Here is a 21,059-nt window from a genome sequence, read left to right on the forward strand (position 1 = left end):
CGTTGACCGCGAGGCTGGTCGCATTCGCCTGATATTCGACCGTCGGCAGGCGGAATTCGCCGTCGAGCCGGGCTTGCGCGCGCAGCCCGCTGCCGCGCACATAAGGGGCGATCGCGCCGGGCTTGAGCAGCACGAAGGCGACCTGCAACCCGTCATAACGGCTGGTGCCGAGGTCGATACCGCCGCTGAGTCCGACGCGCGCGGCGTCGGACGAAATGCGGCCGTCGAGACCGACCTTGCGCTCGGCCAGCCGGGCGGTGAGGTCGATCGCGGTTTCGGTGCCGAGCATGTCGGCGACGGGGCCGGCGGCGAGCAGGCGCGACGGCCGGGCCGTGCCCTTGACCGCGAACACCCCGTCGCGCGCGGCAAGGCCGAGGCGCGCGAGCGGCTGGCTTCCGAGGTTGCCGGTGAGCGTGCCGTTCCAGACCTTCCAGTCACCCTTACCCGAGAGTTTCGCGGTCAGCGGCTCCTTGAATCCACCCATCGCCGCGAGCACACCGCCCTGCGGCGCGTTGATGTCCATGTCGATCGACAGCCGGTTCGTCTCGGGCACGGCGTCGAGGATCAGCGCGAGCTTGTCGCCCTTCGCCTTGCCCCCGACCGTTTCGGCGTTGGCGGTGACCTGTGCGCGGCGGTCGGCGATCGCGACCTTGCCGGTGATGCGCGCTTCCTGCCGTTCGCCCGCGACGGCGGGTTCGAAGATGAAGCGGTCGACCTGTACTTTCGCGACATCGATATCGAGGTCGGGCAGCAAGGGTTCGCCGGTATCGGGAACCGGCTTGAACGCGGGTATCCGTGCCAGCGTCATCGTCAGCGCGGTCGCCGAGCGGATGTCGACATGGTTCGACAGGTACGCAAAGGGTCGCCAGTCGACCTTGACCTCGGGCGAGCGCAGGAAGACCCCTTTGGTATCGGACAAGGTGAGTTCACGGATCGACATCGCGCCATAGAGCGAGCCGTCGAGCCGGCCGATGCCGATCTTCATCCCGTTTTCGAATTCATATTTTTCGATCTGGGTGACGACGAAACGCCGCCCGGCATCGCTGTTGAGTCCGATGAGGAAGAGCCCGATCAGCGCGATCAGGCCGACGATCGTGAGGCCGACGCCGCGCGCGATGCGGCGCGGCCAGGACGGCTTTGCCTTTGGCGGCGGCGGGCTGTCGTCGAAGGCGGCGTCGTCGGCCATCAGAAAGCCTGCCCGATCGAGACATAGACGCTGACCCGGCCTTCACCCGGCTGGCGATCGATCGGGGTCGCGATGTCGAGGCGCATCGGACCGAAATTGGTGTAGAACCGCCCGCCGATGCCGACACCGTAGCGCAGGTTCGAAAAATCCGGGGTCGAGCCGCGATAGACCTGCCCCGCGTCGACGAAGCCCACGATGCCGTAGTTGCCGAAACGATAGCGGGCCTCGACCGCCGCCTCGTTGACGCTGCGGCCCCCGATCGGATCGTTGTTCGGGTCTTTCGGCCCCAGTTCCTGATAACCGAAACCGCGCACCGAGCCGCCGCCGCCGGCATAGAAGCGCCGCGACGGCGCGAGATTTTCGCGCGATGCACCGAGGATCGAGCCGACGCGGACGCGCCCCGCGAGCACGACGCTGTCGGTCACCGGATAATAGCCGCTCGCATCGATCCGGACGCGGGCATAGGGCGAGAAGCTGCCGCTGAGCGAGCCCTCGGGCTGGATCAGCGTGGTGACGCGGAACCCCTTGCTCGGGTTAAGAAGATTGTCGCTGCGGTCGATGCCGACTTGGCCCGACAAGCCCGCGATATAATAGAGGCTGCGGTCGCGCGCGCCGAGGAGGAAGCTGTAGTCGTCTTCACTCGTGGCGATCAGATCGAGGCCATAGGCATAGGTGATCTTTTTCTGCCAGATCGGCGTCGATTCGCGGCTGACGCGGAAACCGACACGCCCGGTCAGCGCCTCGAACGCGTTGTAGTTGCTGCGCGATGCTTCGCCGACCAGTTCGAAGGTGCGGTCGCGGCGCCCGGCGTTCGAGCGGCGGAAGGTGACGCCCAGCGCCTGTTCCTGCGTTCCCGCGATGCCGCGGACGATCAGCGCGCCTTCGGGCGGGAACAGGTTGCGGTGAGTCCAGCTTCCCTCGACCCGGATACCCTGACCGGTGCCATAGCCCGCACTGGCGGCGAGGGTGCGCGGCGGCCCCGCCTCCTGCGTCACCAGCATCGTGACGAACTCGGTGTCGTCGCCTGCGCTTTCACCGGTCTTTTGTGGTTCGACCGACACGGTCGAGAATAGCCCGGTCGCGACGAGCGCCTGACGCAGATCGTCAGCCCTACGGCTGTCATAAAGGTCGCCGCGCTTGAACCGCGCCAGCAGTTCGACATGTTCGACATCGAACGCCAGCTTGCCGGCCGTTTCGAAGCCGCCGAAGCGCGCGCGCGGGCCGATATCGACGGGCAAGGTATAGACCCCGTCGCCGGTCGCCCCGTCGAGCAATATGTCGCGCTGGCCGACGACCGCGAACGGATAGCCCTCCTCGGGCAGTTTGAGCGCGATCGCCGCCTCGGCCCCTTGGACGCGTTGCGCGACGATCGGTTCGCCGATCGCCAGCGGGAAATTATCCTTGATCAGCGTTGGCGGCACCGTCGGCGCGGCGTTGATGACGATGTCGGAGAGGGTGTAGCGCTGTCCCGGCACGACATCGATGATCGCGACCAGCGACCGCGGACGCCCGGACTGACCCTGCGTGGTTGTGGCGGCGGGGCCATCCGCGGTTCGGTTCCCGCGATCAGTGCCGTCATTGTCGCCGCCGCCGCTGCGGTCGATCCGCGTTTCGACCTGGGCGTCATAATAGCCCTCCGAGGCGAGGATACGCCGCATCAGGTCGGCATCGGCGGTCAGGCGGGCGCGGACCATCGACGCATTGGCGGCTTCGCCATCGCCATCGTAGAGCGCCGACAGGTCGCCGAACAGGTCGGCGAGGTCGGCGTCGGTGCCGTCATCAGCGGGCGCAAGGCCGTTGACCTGAACCGTGTAGGCGATCTTGACCGTTTCGTCGGCGGATTCGGGCTCGGCGAATTCGACCGGTTCGACGTTGAAGCTTTCGAGCGGGGGCAGCGGCGCGGCGAGTTCGGTGTCGCTGATCGGCGCGTCGCCGATCGCCTCGACCGCATCGCCGTCGGCCAGCGCCGGGGTTGGCGCGGGTTCGGAGCCGGGCGGCGCTTCACCTTGCGTCGCGGCCTTTGCCGCCTGCCGGCGTTCGAATTCGGCGATCGATTCGAGCGGGACGCCGAGTTCGGGATCGTCCTCGGCCGAAATTGGAGGGATGGCGCGCTCGAACTCGTCATCCTCGATGATCGGTTCGACCGCCGGGAAAACCGCATCGGGCGGCGGCGGGGTGGGCTTAGCCAGCTCGGTTTCGGGCGCGGCGTCGGGAGCGATCGTTTCGGTGACCGGTGGCGGCTGCGGCGCCACTTGCCCATGCGCGGTCGTTGCGGCGAGGCAGAGCAAGGATGCCGACAGCGCGAGCGTTGGACGCAGCGACGTCGTCGTCGCGGTCCGGCGGATCAATTCGCGAAATTTTTCAGAATCTTGCATCTGCTGCCCGCTACCAGATGCGCTTCTGTCCGCTGACGCGCAGCGGTGCAACCAGATTCTGGCGGTTTTGCGATGACTTGCGGTGCGATGCAGAACCCATGCCCCCTGCCTGCGCGATTGATCGGCCCTGTATCGATCGCTGCCGTCGTCGCTTTTCGCAACGTGGCGAAAGGCATAGGGTTCCGCACCCGGAAAAGTGCGGGTCAGGTTTCCGCGCGCAGATGGCCGGCCATGATCTCGGCCTGACGGTTCACCGACAGGTTCGCCAGCGCGTAGCTTCGCGCCGCTTCATCGGCATATTGCCCCTTGTCGAGCAGATCGCCGAGCAGTTTCGCGAGGCCGGCAACGTCGCCTTCGTCGAACAAATGCCCCTGCCCGCCCATCACTTCGGGGATCGCCCCCGATCGGCTGCCGACGATGGTGCGACCGCACGCCATCACTTCCTGGATGACGCGGCCGTACTGCTCCTTCCATTTGGGGGTGCTGAGCGACGGCAGCACGACGATGTCGGCCGCGTTCATGTAACGCGCCATGTCTTCGTGCCGGGATTCGAAAAAAGTCACGCGATCGGATAGTCCGAGCCGCTCGATCTGCGCCTGGAGCTGCGCGGTGTAGCCCGAGGCGCCGATGAAATCGTCGATCAGGAACTGCCAGGGGCAGTCACGGATGCGGTCGAGCGCGTCGATCAGGACATGGATGCCCTTTTCGGGGGTCTGGCGCCCGAAATAGGCGATCACTGGCCGGGTGAGGCCGAGTTCGGCGCGCACCGCGGCACGTTCGGCCTCGGGCAAGGGCTGGAAAAGGCGGGGGTCGAAGCCGATCGGGACCTGCGTCGCGGTCAGCCCCATCGCCTCGATTAGCGCGGTGCCGTCCTTGCTGAGCGTCAGCACGCGGTCGACTTTGCGGCGCGCCGAGCGGCGGAGCCACGCCTTGACCAGCGCCGAGGCGATGCCGGCAGGGTTGCGGGTTTCGGCCGCCTTTCTGAGGTCGATGCCGAGGCTCTGCGGCATATTCTCGGCGGTGAGCGACCACAGCCGCGCGTTCGGCGCCACTTTCTTGGCCTGCCGCACCATCATGCTGGCGGGGTCGCTGTCGCAATAGATATGCGTCGGCTGGAAGGCATCGACGACCGCCTGCAGCCCCTGCAGCCTATGGGTTCGCTGGTTGGTGCCGGTGAGGTCGAGCAGCGTGAGCTCGTAATTTTCGGGCGGAAAGTCGGGCGTATCGCGCCACTGGCCGCCGACGAAATGGCGGCGCGGGACGACGAGATGGACGGGGATGTCGAGCGCGCCGATCTCACGGAACAGCGCGCGGTTCACCGGCTCGTGGCACGAGAGCGAGATGGCGAGGAGACGCGGGGTGGTCACGCGGCAAAGGCGGCGATGGTGCGGCGGGCCTCGTCGGCGATCGACGCCGAGGGCGCCCAGCCGAGCGCGCCGAGCCGCGCGATGTCGACGGTGAACGGGCTGCGGAAAGCGTCGGTGCCGTCGCCATAAGCTATGGTTGCCGGCTGCGGTGCGGCTGCCGCGATGCTCTCGGCGAGCGCCTGCATCGTGATCGCCTGTCCGGCGCCGAGGTTGAAGATATTGCTCCAGCCGCTCGTCGCGCGCAGCAACAGTTCGACCGCCGCGATCGCATCGCCGAACGGCAATATGTCGCGATAGCTCTGGCCGTCGTTGCGCAGGCTCATCGCGCTGCTTTCGGCGACCTGACGGCAGAGATCGAGGAAGATCAGCCCCGCCTGTTCGCCAAGGTCCTTGTGCGCGGGCGCGCCGACCATGTTGGTCGGGCGGAGGATCGCGATACGGCCGGCGACGTCGCTGGCGGTGAGGTCGCCCTCGATCGCGAGGTGCGTCTTGCCATAGGGATGGCCCGGCGCCTTGGGCATGTCCTCGGTGTAAAGCGCCGCGGCGTTGCCGCCATAGACATGGAAGGTCGAGAAATGGACCAGCCGCGCCGCCCGGTCCGCGCGGAGCGCGGCGAGGCACGCCGCGCCGGTGCTGCGGCCCTGTGCCATCGCGGCGTCGGCGTCCTTGCCCGCCGCCTGCGCGCCGGGCATCGCGAGATTGACGATCGCGTCGAAATCGCCGCCGGGCAGGTCGGCGTCGCGGCTGCTGTCGTAGCGATGCGATGCGATGCCGCGCTCGGCGAGCCAGGCGGCGCGTGCGGGGGTGTCCGAGCGCACCGTGACCGCGACGTCCCAGGCGCCGGCCAGCGCCTCGGCCAGCCGCGCCCCGAAATATCCGCTGCCGCCGACGAGCAGCAGCCGGCCATCAGCCATGGCGGACGTCCCAGTTGTACGGGATCTTGTCGGTGAACGGGTCCATGCGGTCGATCTCGTCCGCCGAGTGGACGTGGGTGGTGCAGTTCGCGACGATCGCCGGATATTGGCCATAGCCCTTGAAGCCGTTCCAGACAAAGGGCGGCACGGTGACGAGGCAATAATTATCCTCGCCCATGAAGATTTCCTGGAGTTCGCCGCGCGTCGGCGAGCCTTCGCGGTCGTCGTAAAGCACGAACTTGATGCGGCCGTGGACGACGGCATAGTTCAGCGTCATTTCGCTGTGGATGTGCCAGGCCTTGATCGCGCCGGGCTGGACGCACGAGAAATAAATCTCGCCGAACTGGTCGAAATGCGGCGCATCGCTGCGCAGCATGTGCATGATCTTGCCGCGCTCGTCCGCTATTTGCCGCAGCGGTGTAATCAGGACGCCGTCGATCATTCTATTCCCCTTGGGTTGGTTCAGGCCGCCCAGGCGAGCGATTTCGCTCGCGCCTCGGCGACGAAGGTTTCGATATCGTGACGCGTCTGGCCCAGCGCCGGCGCCTGGTCGGCGACCACCGCCTTGTACCAGCCCGCAGTCAGCGCGACGCCGCCCGCGAAGTCGAGCGTCGGCGCCCAGCCGAGCTTGTGATACGCCTTGTCGATCGACAGGCCGAGCAGGCCCGCCTCGTGCACCGCGCCGGCTTCCGCCGCGTTGACCCATTCGCCGGGCCAATGCTTGAGGAATTCTGTGACCAGCCGCTCGACCGAGCCATTGGCTTCGACCCAGGGGCCGAAGTTGAACGCTTCGGTGACGTCGGTCGGCGATTTTACCCGCGGCGTGGTCGCGGCGCCGCCGAGCAGCGCGCCGAGCCAGAGATAGCCGCTCAGCGATTCGAGGACATGCTGCCAGGGCCGCGTTGCCGACGGGTTGCGCAGGCGGATCGCCTCGCCCTTCGCCAGGCTGCGCACGCAATCGGGCACGATGCGGTCGAGCGACCAGTCGCCGCCGCCGATGACGTTGCCGGCGCGCACCGTCGCCATCTTCACCGGGCTGTCGGGCGCCGAGAAGAAGCTGCGGCGATAGCTGTGCGCTACAATCTCGGCGGCGCCCTTCGACGCGCTATAGGTGTCGTGGCCGCCCATCGGATCGTCTTCGCGATAGCCCGACAGGACTTCGCGATTCTCGTAGCATTTGTCCGAGGTGACGCAGACGACCGCCGCCGGATTTCCGGCGCGGCGCAGCGCGTCGAGCAGGTTGACGGTGCCCATGACGTTGGTCGCCATCGTCTCGACCGGATGGTCGTAGGAATAACGAACGAGCGACTGCGCCGCGAGGTGGAAGACATAGTCGGGCCGGTGCGCCGTGACGACGTCGTACAGTGCATCGGCATCGCGCACGTCGCCAAGGATATGCGTCATCCGGTCGGCGAGACCGAGGCTGTCGAAATGCGACGGGCCGTCATCGACCTTGTGCGAGAAGCCAACGACATTGGCGCCGAGCATCAGTAGCCATTCGGCCATCCACGAACCCTTGAAGCCCGTGTGACCGGTGAGCAGCACGGTCTTGCCGCGATAGGCGTCGCCGAACATCGCGGTGCCTACCACTTCTTCCAGGGCGCCTGCCCGTCGGCCCACAGCTCGTTGAGCAGCGAATATTCGCGCGGCGTGTCCATCGGCTGCCAGAAACCATTATGTTCGTACATCATCAACTCGCGGTCGGCGGCAAGGCGTTCCATCGGCTCGCGTTCGAGGATCAGCTCTTCGCGATCGTCGAGATAGTCGTCGACGAAATTGCGGTTGAAGACGAAGAAGCCGCCGTTGATGTGGCCGCCCGACACCTGCGGCTTCTCGTTGAAGCTGGCGACGACGCCGCCCTCGGTCCCGAGTTCGCCGAAGCGGCCCGGGGGATAGACGCCGGTCAGCGTCGCGGTCTTGCCATGGCCCTTGTGGAAATCGACGAGGCCCGAAATGTCGACGTCGCCGACACCGTCGCCATAGGTGGCGCAGAACTGATCGACCCCGTCGAGGTAGCGAGCGCCGCGGCGGATGCGCGCGCCGGTCATCGCATTCTCGCCGGTCTCGGCGAGGGTGACCTTCCAATCCTCGGTCTGATGCTTGTGGAACTGCAGCCGGTCCTCGCCGCGCTTCGACAGGTCGACGGTGACGTCGGACGACTGGTTCGCATAGTTCAGGAAGAAATCGCGGATGATGTCGCCCTTGTAGCCGAGCAGCAGGACGAAGTCGGTGATGCCGTGCGCCGCATAGATTTTCATGATGTGCCACACGATCGGCTTGTCGCCGATCGGCACCATCGGCTTGGGCAGCGTTTCGGACACTTCGCGCAGCCGGGTTCCCCGGCCGCCACAGAGAATCAATGCTTTCATAGGGGTGAGCTCGTTCCGTTCTGATTGTCAGGGTGTGGCGGAATCAATTGGGCTATCAAGCGCCCGCTCGGTAGCCGCAAAGCCAAGACGCTGCAACGCGCTTCGAACCTTGATCGCCAATTCATGTGCCGCAGAACGTCACATAAGGGTCATTTTCGGCCGAGCCGGGCTGGGCATAGCCGACCCAGTCGGCGCGTTCGACATGGGGCGCGCGCACGACTTCGAGCAGCGCATGGAACGGCGCCAAATCGCCCTGCTCCGCCGCCGCCAGCGCTTCTTCGACCCGGTGGTTGCGCGGGACATAGCGCGGGTTCACCGCATCCATCGCCGCGGCGCGTTCGAGCGGATGGATATCCTCGCGTTCGAGTTCGGCCCACCAGCTGGCGATCCAGGGCGCCATCACCTCGGGCTGCGGGAGCAGGGCTTCGAGTTCGCTCGCATCGCCGCGCAGCAGCGTAGCGAGGGCGCGGAAGAAGCCGGTAAAATCGATCGCATGGGTTTCGAGTTCGCCGAAGAGATTGTCGATCAGCTCCGCATCGCCCTCATGCGCGCTGGCAAGGCCAAGCTTGGTTCGCATGCGGGCGAACCAATGGGTGCGAAAGCGGTCGGGGATCGCATCGACGAGTCCCTTGGCCTTCTCGACGTCCGCCGGATCGACGGCGTGGATGGCGGGCAGCAGGGCTTCGGTGAAACGCGCCATGTTCCAGTGGAGGATCTGCGGCTGACGGCCATAGGCATAGCGGCCATTGGCATCGATCGAGCTGAACACCGTGTTGGCGGAAAAGCGGTCCATGAATGCACAGGGGCCATAATCGATCGTTTCGCCGCTGATCGCGACATTGTCGGTGTTCATCACGCCATGGATAAAGCCGACCCCGAGCCAGTGCGCGACCAGTTCGCATTGCAGGCCGATCACGCGGTCGAGCAGCGCGAGATGCGGGTTGGGGCTTTTCGCGAGGTCGGGAAAATGGCGCCGAATGGTATAGTCTGACAATTGCACGACATGCTCGGCGCCGAAATGCGCGGCGAAGAACTGGAAGGTGCCGACGCGGATATGGCTGCTCGCGATGCGGGTGAGCACCGCGCCGGGGTGGGCGCGTTCGCGCTGGACGCGGTCGCCGGTCGCCACCGCCGCCAAGGCGCGCGTGGTCGGCACATGCATCGCCGCCATCGCCTCGGAGACGAGAAATTCACGTAGCACCGGGCCGATCGCGGCCTTGCCGTCGCCGTTGCGTGAGAAAGGCGTCGGGCCAGATCCCTTGAGCTGGACGTCGAAACGCGCGCCATCGGGGGCGACGATTTCGCCGAGCAGCAACGCGCGGCCATCGCCGAGCTGCGACGAGAAGTGGCCGAACTGATGCCCCGCATAGGCAAAGGCGAGCGGATTGGCGCCGCCAGGCATCGCCTCGCCCGAAAAAAGCCGCGCGAGCGTGTCGTCGCCGGTGCCGGCAACGTCGAGGCCGAGCTTTTTCGCCAGTGCATGGTTGAAGACCAGCAGCTTCGGCGCCGAGGGCGGCGCGGCTTCGGCGGGGGCGTAAAAGCCCTCCATGTCGCGGTGAAAACTATTGTCGAAGGCGAAATCCATGGCCCTGCTCCTCGCCTTTCTATGTCGAGCCTGTCGGGCGCGAATGCAAGCGCCGGGCGTCAGCGCCGGTGCGCGAGGAACCAGTCGTAGGTCGAGGCGATCCCGTCGCGCAGCGCGATGCGCGGCGACCAGCCCATGCCGGCGAGCTTGGCGTTCGACATCAGCTTGCGCGGGGTACCGTCGGGCTTGCCGGTATCCAGTTCGATCTCGACATCGGCGCCGACGACCTGACAGACGAGGCGCGCGAGGTCGATGATCGCGATGTCGGTTCCCGATCCGACATTGATATGCCCGGCGTCCGAATAGCGCTTCATCAGGAAGACGCAGGCGTCGGCGCAATCGTCGACGTGGAGGAATTCGCGCATCGGCGTGCCGCTGCCCCACAACGTCATCGTCTTGGCGCCGCTGGTCTTCGCCTCATGCGCCTTGCGGATCAGCGCGGGCAGCACATGGCTGGAGTTGAGGTCGAAATTGTCGCCGGGGCCATAGAGGTTGGTCGGCATCGCCGAGATATAATCGGCGCCATATTGTCGGCGATAGCTTTGCGCGAGCTTGATGCCGGCGATCTTGGCGATCGCATACCATTCGTTGGTCGGCTCGAGCGGGCCGGTGAGCAACGCCTCCTCGACGATCGGCTGCTCGGCGAACTTCGGATAGATGCACGACGAACCGAGAAAGCAGAGTTTCGCGACGTCGGCGCGGTGCGCCGCATCGACGATATTCGTTTCGATGACGAGATTCTGGTAAAGGAAATCGGCTGGAAAATTATCGTTGGCAAGGATGCCGCCAACCTTCGCCGCCGCGAGGAAGACCGCGTCGGGCCGTTCGCGCGCGGCCCACGCCCGCACCGCCGTCTGATCGAGCAGGTCGAGCGTATCGCGCCCTGCCGTCAGGACCTCGCAATTCTCATCGGCAAGCCGGCGTACCAGCGCGCTGCCGACCATGCCGCGGTGTCCCGCGACCCAGACGCGCTTGCCCGCGAGCGAAAAGGCCTCAGTCATGCGACGGAGTCGTGCCGGCCTTGTATGCCGCGACGTCGGCGGCGACCATTTCGCGGCACAGCTCGCGCACCGAGGTTTCGTGGCGCCAGCCAAGCTTTTGATGCGCCTTCGACGGGTCGCCGATCAGCAGGTCGACCTCGGTCGGGCGGAAATAGCGCGGGTCGACCTCGACGAGGCATTTGCCGCTGGCCTTGCAATAGCCCTTTTCGTCGACGCCCTCGCCCTTCCACTCGAGCGCGATGCCGACATCCTCGAACGCCCATTCGACGAAGTCGCGCACCGGCGTGGTTTCGCCCGTCGCGAGGACATAATCGTCGGGCTCGTCCTGCTGCATCATCATCCACATGCCGCGGACATATTCGCGGGCATGCCCCCAGTCGCGCTTGGCGTCGAGGTTGCCGAGGTACAGCTTGTCCTGCTGGCCGAGGCTGATCGCCGCAGCGGCGCGGGTGATCTTGCGCGTGACGAAGGTCTCTCCGCGCAGCGGGCTTTCATGGTTGAACAGGATGCCGTTCGACGCATGCATGCCATAGGCTTCGCGGTAGTTCACGACGATCCAATAAGCGTAGAGCTTCGCCGCCGCGTAGGGGCTGCGCGGATAGAAGGGCGTGGTTTCGCGCTGCGGCACTTCCTGGACGAGGCCATAAAGCTCCGAGGTCGAAGCCTGATAGAAACGGCAGCTCTTTTCCATGCCGAGGATGCGCATCGCCTCGAGCAGCCGCAGCGTGCCGATCGCGTCGCTGTTCGCGGTATATTCGGGGGTCTCGAAACTTACCTGCACATGGCTCTGCGCCGCGAGGTTGTAGATTTCGGTCGGTTTCGTTTCCTGGACGATGCGGATCAGGTTGGTGCTGTCGGTCAGGTCGCCATAATGAAGGTGGAAACGCGAGTTTTCGACGTGCGGGTCCTGATAGATATCCTCGATCCGGCTGGTGTTGAACGAAGATGAGCGGCGCTTGAGGCCGTGGACGACATAGCCCTTGTCGAGCAGCAGCCGCGCGAGATAGGCGCCATCCTGTCCGGTAATTCCGGTCACAAGGGCAATTTTTTCCTGTTCCGCCAAGACTTTATTCCTCGTTCCGGGGAGAGTGTTCGAGCGCGTGTGATCCGCGCTATTCGGCGGTGCATCCCTTTCCGCGCCTTGCCCGCGAAGTCAACCGGGCTGTTGCCCGCAGGGGAACTTCGCCCTTGTTGCCAAAGGCTCACATGTCTATCGCGGCCATGCTGCGGTGCCACAAACCGCATCCGACAGGAGATGATTGTTGACCGTGTTGATTACCGGGGCCGCCGGATTTATCGGTTTCCATCTCGCGCGGCGGTTGATGGGCGAAGGCCGGCCGGTGATCGGCATCGATATCGTCAACGACTATTACGACCCGGAGCTGAAGCGCGCGCGGCTGGCGAAATTGTCGGCGGAATATGGCGATCTCTTCACCTTCCGCCAGGTCGATTTCGCCGACGCGACCGCGCTCGACGAAGCGCTCGCCGACCTGAAATTCGCCGATATCGCGCATCTGGGCGCGCAGGCGGGGGTTCGTTATTCGATCGACAATCCGCGCGCCTATGTCCAGTCGAACCTCGTCGGGCACCTCAACCTGCTCGAAGTCGCGCGGACCCGCGGTGTGCCGATGGTCTATGCCTCCTCCTCGTCGGTCTATGGCGGCAACAAGACCCTGCCCTTCCGCGTCGAGGACCGCGTCGACCATCCGATGTCGCTCTATGCCGCGACCAAGAAGGCCGACGAACTGATGAGCGAGACCTACGCCCATCTCTATCGCATCCCGCTGACCGGCCTGCGCTTCTTCACCGTCTATGGCCCCTGGGGCCGCCCCGACATGGCGATGTGGATCTTCACCAAGGCGATTTTCGAGGGCACGCCGATCCAGGTGTTCAACGCCGGCGCGATGCGCCGCGACTTCACCTATATCGACGATATCGTGTCGGGGGTCGCCGCGTGCATCGCCAATCCGCCGCCCGACGACGGCGAACTCAAGGCCGGCGGCAGCGTCGCGCCGCACCGGCTCTACAATATCGGCAACAACCGGTCCGAAGAGCTGACGCGGATGATTTCGCTGATCGAGGAGGCCTGCGGGCGCGAGGCGATCAAGCAGATGGCGCCGCTGCAACCCGGCGACGTCCCCGAAACCTATGCCGACATCAGCGCGATTTCGGGCGACCTCGGTTACGAGCCGACGACCCCGATCGACGTCGGCATCCCCAATTTCGTCGCCTGGTACCGCGACTATCACGGGCTTTGACGCCTCCCCCACTCCCCCAAGGACCGCTGCAAAAGCGGCAAAGGATCAGAGCGAAATGAAAATCGTCGTCGTCGGGCTGGGCTATGTCGGATTGCCGCTCGCGGTCCAGCTCGCGAAGCATTTCGACACCGTCGGGCTGGACAGCAATGCTGCGCGGATCGCCGAGCTGCGCGATGGTCACGATCGGACGGGCGAGGTCGATGCCGCGGCATTGGCCGCGTGCGGGCTGGCGCTGACCAGCGATGCGGCGGATTGCAGCGGCGCCGACCTCTATATCGTCACCGTGCCGACACCGATCGACGCCGACAACCGTCCCGACCTGTCGCCGGTGCGCAGCGCGACACGCACCGTCGCGGCGCTCCTCGATCCCGCGAAAACGCCGACGATCGTCTATGAAAGCACCGTCTATCCCGGCGTGACCGAGGATATTTGCGGGCCGATGATCGAGGAACTGTCGGGGCTGACCCGCGGTCGCGATTTCTTTCTCGGCTATTCGCCCGAGCGCATCAATCCGGGCGACCGCGAACATACGGTCGACAAGATCATGAAGGTGCTGGCGGGCGAGAACGACCAGGTCACCGAATTGCTCGCCACCGTCTATGGCAAGGTGACGAGCGGCGGGGTGTTCCGCGCCAGGTCGATCCGCGCCGCCGAGGCCGCGAAGGTGATCGAGAACGCCCAGCGCGACATCAACATCGCCTTCATCAACGAAGTGACCAAGATCTTCTCGGCGCTCGACATTTCGGTGTGGGACGTGCTCGACGCGGCGCGGACGAAGTGGAATTTCCTGCCCTTCGAACCCGGCCTCGTCGGTGGCCACTGTATCGGGGTCGACCCCTATTATCTCAGCCACCGCGCGCAGGAGCTGGGCATCGACCCGCAGGTCGTGCTGTCGGGCCGCGCGATCAACGACGGTATGGCGCAGTGGATGGCCGACGGTATCCACGCCGCGCTCGGCAAACCGGGCGCCGATATCCTGATCCTCGGGCTGACCTTCAAGGAAAACGTCCCCGACCTGCGCAACAGCAAGGTCATCGATCTGGTCCGCGCGCTGCGCGGACACGGCCACAGCGTCGCGGTCCACGACCCGCACGCCGACCCCGCCGAAGCGCGGCACGAATATGGGCTCGATCTGGCATCGATGCCCGGCGAACCCGCCTATGACTGCGTGATCGGCGCGGTGCGCCACGAGGCGTTTCGCACGCTTTCGGCGGCCGATCTCGCGGCGATATTGCGTCCCGGCGGGCTTGTCGCCGACATCAAGCGCATGTGGCCGGCGCCTGCCGCCGACGCGGCGTCGACCCACCACTACTGGTCGATTTAACCATCCGGGGGTGGCGCATGCGGCAATATCTGCCTAAGGCGCGGTCAACGACTGAAAACATGGAAGAATGAATGTCGCGTTCCCGGGAGTCCCTCTTCGATCGTTGGTTTCTGGCGATTTTCCTGATCGCCATCCTGCTGTTCGGCGGGTCGGCCCGCGTCGACAGCGTCGGGCTGGTGATCGTGCGAACGCTGGCGATCGTCGCGATCGCGATTGCCCTTCCCTATTGGGTTGAGGAGCGCGGGCGTGACCGGCTGCAACGCTGCCGCCCGCTGCTGCTGCTCCTCGCCGCCGCCGCGGGATGGATGCTGATCCAGCTCATCCCGCTGCCCGCCGGCCTGTGGTCGGCGCTGCCCGGCCATGGCGAACTCGCGTCGCGGATGACCGCCGCCGGGGTCGAGATCGGCTGGCGCCCGCTGGCGCTGTCGCCGGGCCGCGCGATCCATTCGCTGCTCGACCTGCTGGTCCCGCTGGCGGTCGTGCTGCTCGTCGGGCGCACGTCCGACCAGGATTTGCGGCAATTGCCGCTGCGTCTGCTCGCCTTCCTCGGCGTCGCGGCGGTGTTCGGCGTGCTGCAATTGCTCGGCGGCGAGGGCGCCCCCTATTTCCACCGCATCACCAACACCGGCGCCGCGGTGGGCTTTTTCGCCAACCGCAACCATCATGCGGTGCTGCTCGCGCTCTATTGGCCGCTGCTGCTGTGGTACGTCCATGGCCGCGCCGATCGCGCCGGCAGCCACGCCGCAACCCTGCTCGGCGTGCTCGGCGGGGTGGCGATGATGCTCGCGATCATGGCGACCGGCTCGCGCGCCGGCCTGGCCATCGGCGGCGTCAGCTTCCTCGTGACCAGCATCTTGCTCTACCGGATGCGCAGCGCCGCGGTCGGCACCGAATCGGCGGCAAAGATCGTGCGGCTCACGCTGATCGCGTCGATCGCCGGGACGCTCGCCGGTGCGGCGGCGATGCTGTTGTTCGGGGCCGGTTTCATGGATCGGCTCGACCAGAGCGACGTGGTCGCCGATCTGCGTTTCGCGGTCCTTCCGACGCTCAACGCTATGATCTGGCACTATGCGCCGTTCGGCGGCGGTTTTGGCAGTTTCGAGGCGGCGTACAAGATCGTCGAACCGGTCAACCTCCTGTCGCTGCAATATCTGAACCACGCCCATAACGACTATCTCGAGCTGTTGATCGACGGCGGATTTCCCGCGCTTCTGCTGCTGGTCGGCTGGGGCGTGATCGTCTGGCGCGCGGCGAAGCGCGGTTGGCAGCACGAGCAGTCGGCGCCGACCGACCGCATCGGAATCCTCGTATCGCTGATGATGCTGGCGATTTTCGCGGCCGCCAGCCTGGTCGATTATCCGCTGCGGACGCCCGCGCTCGCCGCGATGGCGACGCTTGCCACGCTGCTCGTCTATCGTCGTCCCGACATCCCCAGCGCGCGCCGCAAGGGGCAAAAGACCTCCGCCGGTTTCCGCTGAACCGATGCTGCGTTGCGACATAGGTTTGATTTTGCGGTTTCCTTTGCGGGGTGGGCGGGCTAGTCCCCTCAGGACATAAAAAAGGGATTATGTTTCGGTGAACTTTCGTTTGGCTATCGCTAGCCTGACCGCCGCCTGCCTGTTGGCCGGCTGTGGCGGTCGCCCGCAGCTCACGAGCACCCAGACGCTCCAGGTCATGGACGGCAATGCTCTGCCGGCGCCAACCGGGAACGACCTCGTCGGTGAGACGCGTCCCTATCTGATCGGCCCGTTCGACCGACTCAGCGTCGACGTCTATGGCGTCCCCGACCTCAGCAAGCAGGTGCAGACCGACGCTGCGGGGATGATCCAGTTGCCGCTGGTCGGACAGATCAAGGCATCGAACCAGACGAGCGCCGAACTCGCCGAGGCGATCGAGCAAAAGCTCACGCGCTTCGTCCGCCGTCCCGATGTCAGCGTCAACGTCACCGAATCGGTCAGCCAGGTGCTGACCGTCGAGGGACAGGTGGCGCAGCCGGGCCTGTATCCCGTGGTCGGCAAGATGTCGCTGATCCGCGCCGTCGCGCTCGCCAAGGGGACGACCGAATTCGCCAAGCTCGACGATGTCGTGATCTTTCGCACCGTCGGCGGGCAACGCATGGCCGCGCTCTACAATCTGAAAGCCATCCGGACCGGCGTGTATGACGATCCCGAAGTCTTTGCCAACGACGTCGTCGTGGTCGGCGATTCGCCGGGGCGCCGCCTGTTCAAGGATATCTTGGCGACCACACCGCTGCTGGTCTCTCCGATCGTAGCCCTCATCAAGTAAGATTTGCAGGAAGTTCGACTCGTTCCATGACCGACGCAACCCCCAAATCCCAGCCGTTGCCCGTGCCAGCAAGCCAGACCGCCGAAGGCGATCAGGGGCGGCAGGCCGGCGGCTTCGCGACGGCGATGCCGTGGATCCTGCAATATTGGCGCGTCGCGCTGCGCTGGAAATGGGTGATCATCGGCACGATCATCGCCTGCCTGATCGGCGGCGCGGTCTACACGATGCTCGCCCAGCGCATCTATACCGCGAACGCACGGATCGAGGTTTCGCGTACCGAATCCAAGGTGCTCAACATGAGCGGCGTCGAGCCCGAACGGGGCGGCCGCGTCGAGCAGGAATTCTATCAGACGCAGTATAACTTGCTGCGCGCCCGTTCGCAGGCCGCGCGCGTCGCCAAAAGCCTGAACCTGGCGCGAGACCCGACCTTCCTGGCGGCCTTTGGCGGCAAGGCGCCGCCGTCGTCGCTGCGCGTGATGTCGAAAGCCGAACTCGATGCCGCGACCCGCGGCGTCGCCTCGGTGCTCGGCAGCATGGTCCAGATCAAGCCGGTCATCGGATCGGCGCTGGTCGACATCTCGGTATCGACCCCCAACCCCGAATTGTCGGCGAAGATCGCCAACAGCTGGGCCGAGAATTTCATCGCCGGCAATCTCGAGCGCCGCTATGATTCCGCGTCCTACGCACGCCGGTTCCTCGAGGATCAGCTGCAGCAGACCAAGGCCAAGATGGAAGAGGCCGAGCGCGAGATGATGAGCTATGCCGAACGGCAGGGCATCCTGACCATCGCGCAGTCGGACAGCAGCGACCCGAAGGCACCGACCGTCGAGCGCTCGATCATGGCCACCGACCTGGTCGCGCTTAACGATGCGCTGAACAAGGCGACGATCGAACGGATCGCCGCCGAGAGCGCGTTGAAGGCCGCAACCGGACAGGCCTCCGCCCTCGCCAGCGGGAGCGCCAGCGTCGCCGGCCTGCGCCAGCGCAAGGCGGACCTGCAATCCGAATATGCCAAGCTGATGGTGATATTCCAGCCCGACTACCCGCCGGCGCAGGCGCTCGACCGCCAGATCAAGGAAGTCGACCGGGCGATCAACGCCGAGCAGAACCAGGTCGGCGGATCGAACGTCGCGACCGCGCGCGCCGCCTATACGGCCGCGGCCGCCCGCGAAGAGGAACTGCGCTCGCGCGTGTCGGGGACCAAGGTCAATCTGGTCGATGAACGTCGCCGCAGTGTCCAGTACGGCATCCTGCAGCGCGAGGTCGACACCAACCGCGAACTTTATGACGGCCTGCTCCAGCGCTACAAGGAAGTCGGCATCGCCGGCGGCGTCGGCACAAACAATGTCGCGATCGTCGATCGCGCGCTGGTCCCCGGCGTCCCATCGAGCCCGCGACTGACGAGCAACATGTTCACCGCGCTGCTGATCGGCCTTGCGCTTGCCGCGCTGCTGACGATCATCCTCGCCCAGATCGACACCACGGTCCGCGACCCCGCCGAAGCGCAGGAAGTCACCGACCTCCCGCTGCTCGGCGTCATTCCGGATACCGACAACGAACTGGCCATCGAAGAAGTGCGCGACCGCAAGTCGTCGCAGTCCGAAGCCTATCTGTCGGTCCAGACCGCGCTGCGCTTCTCGACTACCACCGGCGTCCCGCGCTCGCTCATGTGCACCTCGACGCGCAAGGGCGAAGGCAAGTCGACCTCTTCCTATGCGCTGGCGCTATCGCTCCATCGCATCGGACGCAGCGCGATCATCGTCGATTGCGATCTGCGCTCGCCGTCGGTCCACCGCCTCGCTGGTGTCGCCAATGGCGCGGGGACGAGCAACTTCCTGTCGGGCAACAACGACATCATGGCGATGATCCATCACGACGAACAGGATGGCCTGCCCTTCATCACCGCCGGCCCGATGCCGCCGAACGCCGCCGAACTGCTGTCGAGCGATCGCATCGCCGACCTGGTCGCGGCGCTGGGCCAGCATTTCCAGCATGTCGTGCTCGACGCGCCGCCGGTCCTCGGCCTTGCCGACTCGCCGTTGCTGGCGAGCAAGGTCGAAGGCGTCGTCTATTGCGTCGAGGCCGAAGGCGCCCGAACCAATGCGATCCGTTATTCGCTCGCACGCCTGCGCGCCGCCGGAGCGACCTTGCTCGGTGTCGTGCTGACCAAGTTCGACGAAAAGCGTGCCTATTACGGCTATGGTTATGAATATGGGTACGGCTATGCCGACACGCAGCCGGGTGAATAGGGTCGCAGTCGGGGGCAGGAAAATCGGTGGATCGGGCGCGCGGCATGTCTCGCGCCTGCCGGGCCGGGGTGTCCTCCTCTATGGCGCCGCGGTGCTCGTGGTCTGGCTGCTGGTCACGACGTTCACCGCGTCGTCGGTCATGGCGGTCTACAGCCCGGTGCGCGCGCTGACGCTCAATCCGTTCAATGCCACCGTCAAGGCGCAGATGGCGAGCGACCTCGTCTATGCCACCGGCGACGCGAGCCAGACCGGCGCGGCGGCAAAGCTGAGCCGCGAGGCGCTCGACGGTAACCCGATGCTGCCCGCGGCCTATCGCATGATCGGCCTCGACAACGCGCGCCATGGAAAGCCGGTGAAACCCGCGATCATGGCCGCGACCTATCTTACGCGGCGCGACTATGTCGCCAATCTGTGGCTGATCGAGGATGCCGTGAAACGCGGCCGCATGGATCAGGCGATGACCGACGTCGACGCCTCGCTGCGCACCTCGCGCCGCGGCCAGGCGCTGCTGTTCCCGATCCTGTCGAAGGCGATCGCCGAACCCGAAATGAAGCCGCAGTTCGTGCGGCTGTTTCGTCCGGCGCCCGACTGGCTGCCCAGCTTCCTGAGCTATTATATCGGGACCAAGCAGAAGGCGGTGCCGCTCGCGCAGGTCATCCTGTCGGTGCGCAAGGATCTGCCGCCCAGTTTTGGCGAACTCGACCGGACGCTGATCAGCATGATGGTCGTCCAGCATGATTTCGACGCCGCGCGCGCCTATGAGCGCCAGATCGCGGGCGCGGGGCCGAAAGCCGACACGTCGATCGTCCATCACGGCCGCTTTCAGGAGGAAGGCCCCTACCCGCCGATCGACTGGCACCTGATCCGCGAATCGGCCTATGGCTCGGACATCGCCAAGGACGCGAAGGGCAACCGGCTCGTCGTCGTGTCCGACGAGGAACGGCCCAATCTGGTCGCGCGCCAGCTCGTCCAGCTGACCCCCGGCAGCTATCGTTTCGCCACGCGCGGCAGGCTGGTGACCAGCAACGACGATGCGTCGGCGGTCTGGCAGGTCGCCTGCGCCGAACAGGACAAGTCGGGCGTGTTCGCGAGCATCAAATATGCGCGCGGCGTTGCAGCGGATCCCGTCGACTTCAGCGTCCCGAGCGGCGGTTGCCGCAACTATTGGGTCGGCCTGATCGTCGCGGGCGGTTTCGGTACCTCGGCGCTGCAGGCGGAGTTTCAGCAAGTCGACCTTCAGCCGGTCCGCTGATGGCGGCCTCAACATCGGGAAACGATGCACGATGAGCGGTTTTTCGCCGGCGCGGCTTGTCCGCTATGCGATGGCACACCCGATCGGCGAGCGGCAGCGGCTGCGCACCCTTGCGCGGATCGCGCGATGGCAGCTCAGTGCCCGGCTGCTCGGCGGGCCGCGCGTCCATCCGTGGGTCGGCGGTAGCCGGCTCGTCGTCGAACGCGGGATGACCGGTGCGACCGGCAACGTCTATTTCGGGCTGCACGAGTTCGCCGACATGGGCTTCGTGCTCCATATGTTGCGTCCGGATGACCTGTTCGTCGATATCGGCGCCAATATCGGCAGCTTCACGATCCTCGCCGCCAAGGTTGCGGGCGCCCGCGTCATCGCGTTCGAACCCGACACCAACACGGTCGCGACGCTGGCGCGCAACATCGACGCCAATGGAGTCGGCGACCAGGTCGAAGTGCACACGAGCGCGCTCGGCGACCGCGAACAGGAACTGTGGTTCACCAGCGGCATGGACACGATCAACCATGTCGCCGACGCGGATACGCCGGGCGCGGTGCGCGTCCATGGCACGACGCTCGACACGGTGCTGGCGGGGCGCGTGCCCCTGCTCATCAAGATCGACGTCGAGGGCCATGAACCCGCTGTCATCGCGGGCGCGCCGAAGACCCTGGCTTCACCGCAGTTGCAGGCGGTCGAGGTCGAAACGGTGACGCAGGACATCGCCGACCTGCTGGCGGGCCATGGTTTCGTGCAGCGCCACTATGACCCGTTCACCCGGCGACTTTCGTCGACCCCGGTCCACGCCGCGAACAACAGCCTCTATGTCCGCGACGAGGCGCTGGTGGCGCAGCGGCTGCAAAGCGCGCCGCCGGTCGATGTCTACGGAATCGCCGTCTAGG

17 protein-coding genes are annotated in these 21,059 nt (G+C 65.8%); 7 read left to right on the forward strand and 10 right to left on the reverse strand.

All coding sequences use genetic code 11. The features are described 5' to 3' along the window. The 10 genes from AC07U1_RS21420 to gmd form a co-directional block, all read right to left on the reverse strand. The coding region (locus AC07U1_RS21420; RefSeq protein WP_495197799.1) for an AsmA family protein at positions 1-1,186 on the reverse strand (1,186 nt) is incomplete at its 3' end. After that, positions 1,186-3,561: an autotransporter assembly complex protein TamA gene (locus AC07U1_RS21425; RefSeq protein WP_495177589.1), complete on the reverse strand. Its 2,376-nt coding sequence runs from the start codon at positions 3,559-3,561 to the stop codon at positions 1,186-1,188. The genes AC07U1_RS21425 and AC07U1_RS21420, both read right to left, overlap by 1 nt. Before the next feature lie 203 nt (positions 3,562-3,764). Beyond that, positions 3,765-4,928: a glycosyltransferase gene (locus tag AC07U1_RS21430; protein ID WP_495177588.1), complete on the reverse strand. Its 1,164-nt coding sequence runs from the start codon at positions 4,926-4,928 to the stop codon at positions 3,765-3,767. Beyond that, a complete protein-coding gene (locus tag AC07U1_RS21435) occupies positions 4,925-5,842 on the reverse strand; it encodes an NAD-dependent epimerase/dehydratase family protein (protein WP_495177587.1) in 918 nt (305 codons plus the stop codon). Before AC07U1_RS21435 ends, AC07U1_RS21430 begins: the two co-directional genes overlap by 4 nt. Continuing rightward, a complete protein-coding gene (locus AC07U1_RS21440) occupies positions 5,835-6,284 on the reverse strand; it encodes a dTDP-4-dehydrorhamnose 3,5-epimerase family protein (RefSeq protein WP_187140141.1) in 450 nt (149 codons plus the stop codon). Before AC07U1_RS21440 ends, AC07U1_RS21435 begins: the two co-directional genes overlap by 8 nt. 20 nt (positions 6,285-6,304) lie before the next feature. Next, the gene (rfbG, locus tag AC07U1_RS21445) at positions 6,305-7,462 is read right to left on the reverse strand and encodes a CDP-glucose 4,6-dehydratase (RefSeq protein WP_495197800.1); all 1,158 of its coding nucleotides are present in this window, start codon (positions 7,460-7,462) and stop codon (positions 6,305-6,307) included. Next, positions 7,426-8,211, reverse strand: a complete 786-nt coding sequence (rfbF, locus tag AC07U1_RS21450; protein ID WP_495177585.1) for a glucose-1-phosphate cytidylyltransferase — start codon at positions 8,209-8,211, stop codon at positions 7,426-7,428. The genes rfbG and rfbF overlap by 37 nt, the downstream gene beginning before the upstream one ends. Before the next feature lie 121 nt (positions 8,212-8,332). Then, entirely contained in the window at positions 8,333-9,796 is a 1,464-nt protein-coding gene (locus AC07U1_RS21455; protein WP_495177584.1) for a protein adenylyltransferase SelO, read from the reverse strand. Positions 9,797-9,855: 59 nt separating this feature from the next. Then, on the reverse strand, positions 9,856-10,797 hold the full coding sequence (fcl, locus tag AC07U1_RS21460) for a GDP-L-fucose synthase (protein ID WP_495177583.1): 942 nt from the start codon (positions 10,795-10,797) through the stop codon (positions 9,856-9,858). Beyond that, on the reverse strand, positions 10,790-11,833 hold the full coding sequence (gene gmd / locus AC07U1_RS21465) for a GDP-mannose 4,6-dehydratase (RefSeq protein ID WP_443028063.1): 1,044 nt from the start codon (positions 11,831-11,833) through the stop codon (positions 10,790-10,792). The genes fcl and gmd overlap by 8 nt, the downstream gene beginning before the upstream one ends. Before the next feature lie 226 nt (positions 11,834-12,059). Here gmd and AC07U1_RS21470 point away from each other — a divergent pair, with 226 nt between their 5' ends. The 7 genes from AC07U1_RS21470 to AC07U1_RS21500 all read left to right on the forward strand — a co-directional run bounded on the left by AC07U1_RS21470 (position 12,060) and on the right by AC07U1_RS21500 (position 21,058). After that, positions 12,060-13,055, forward strand: coding sequence for an SDR family NAD(P)-dependent oxidoreductase (locus AC07U1_RS21470; protein ID WP_187140136.1), 996 nt, complete (start codon positions 12,060-12,062; stop codon positions 13,053-13,055). Between the two features lie 55 nt (positions 13,056-13,110). Further along, the gene (locus tag AC07U1_RS21475) at positions 13,111-14,379 is read left to right on the forward strand and encodes a nucleotide sugar dehydrogenase (protein ID WP_495177582.1); all 1,269 of its coding nucleotides are present in this window, start codon (positions 13,111-13,113) and stop codon (positions 14,377-14,379) included. A gap of 71 nt (positions 14,380-14,450) precedes the next feature. Beyond that, the gene (locus tag AC07U1_RS21480) at positions 14,451-15,857 is read left to right on the forward strand and encodes an O-antigen ligase family protein (protein WP_495177581.1); all 1,407 of its coding nucleotides are present in this window, start codon (positions 14,451-14,453) and stop codon (positions 15,855-15,857) included. Between the two features lie 97 nt (positions 15,858-15,954). Further along, the gene (locus AC07U1_RS21485; RefSeq protein WP_056351531.1) at positions 15,955-16,665 is read left to right on the forward strand and encodes a polysaccharide biosynthesis/export family protein; all 711 of its coding nucleotides are present in this window, start codon (positions 15,955-15,957) and stop codon (positions 16,663-16,665) included. Positions 16,666-16,691: 26 nt separating this feature from the next. Beyond that, complete coding sequence (locus AC07U1_RS21490; RefSeq protein ID WP_056351533.1) at positions 16,692-18,914, forward strand: GumC family protein; 2,223 nt, start codon at positions 16,692-16,694, stop codon at positions 18,912-18,914. Continuing rightward, positions 18,907-20,166, forward strand: coding sequence for a tetratricopeptide repeat protein (locus AC07U1_RS21495; protein ID WP_495177580.1), 1,260 nt, complete (start codon positions 18,907-18,909; stop codon positions 20,164-20,166). Before AC07U1_RS21490 ends, AC07U1_RS21495 begins: the two co-directional genes overlap by 8 nt. Before the next feature lie 31 nt (positions 20,167-20,197). Next, positions 20,198-21,058 (forward strand): FkbM family methyltransferase, encoded by an 861-nt coding sequence (locus AC07U1_RS21500; RefSeq protein ID WP_495177579.1) that lies wholly within the window; start codon positions 20,198-20,200, stop codon positions 21,056-21,058. Position 21,059 lies beyond the last annotated feature (1 nt).

The sequence above is a fragment of the Sphingopyxis sp. GW821-FHT02C12 genome (assembly GCF_059421785.1).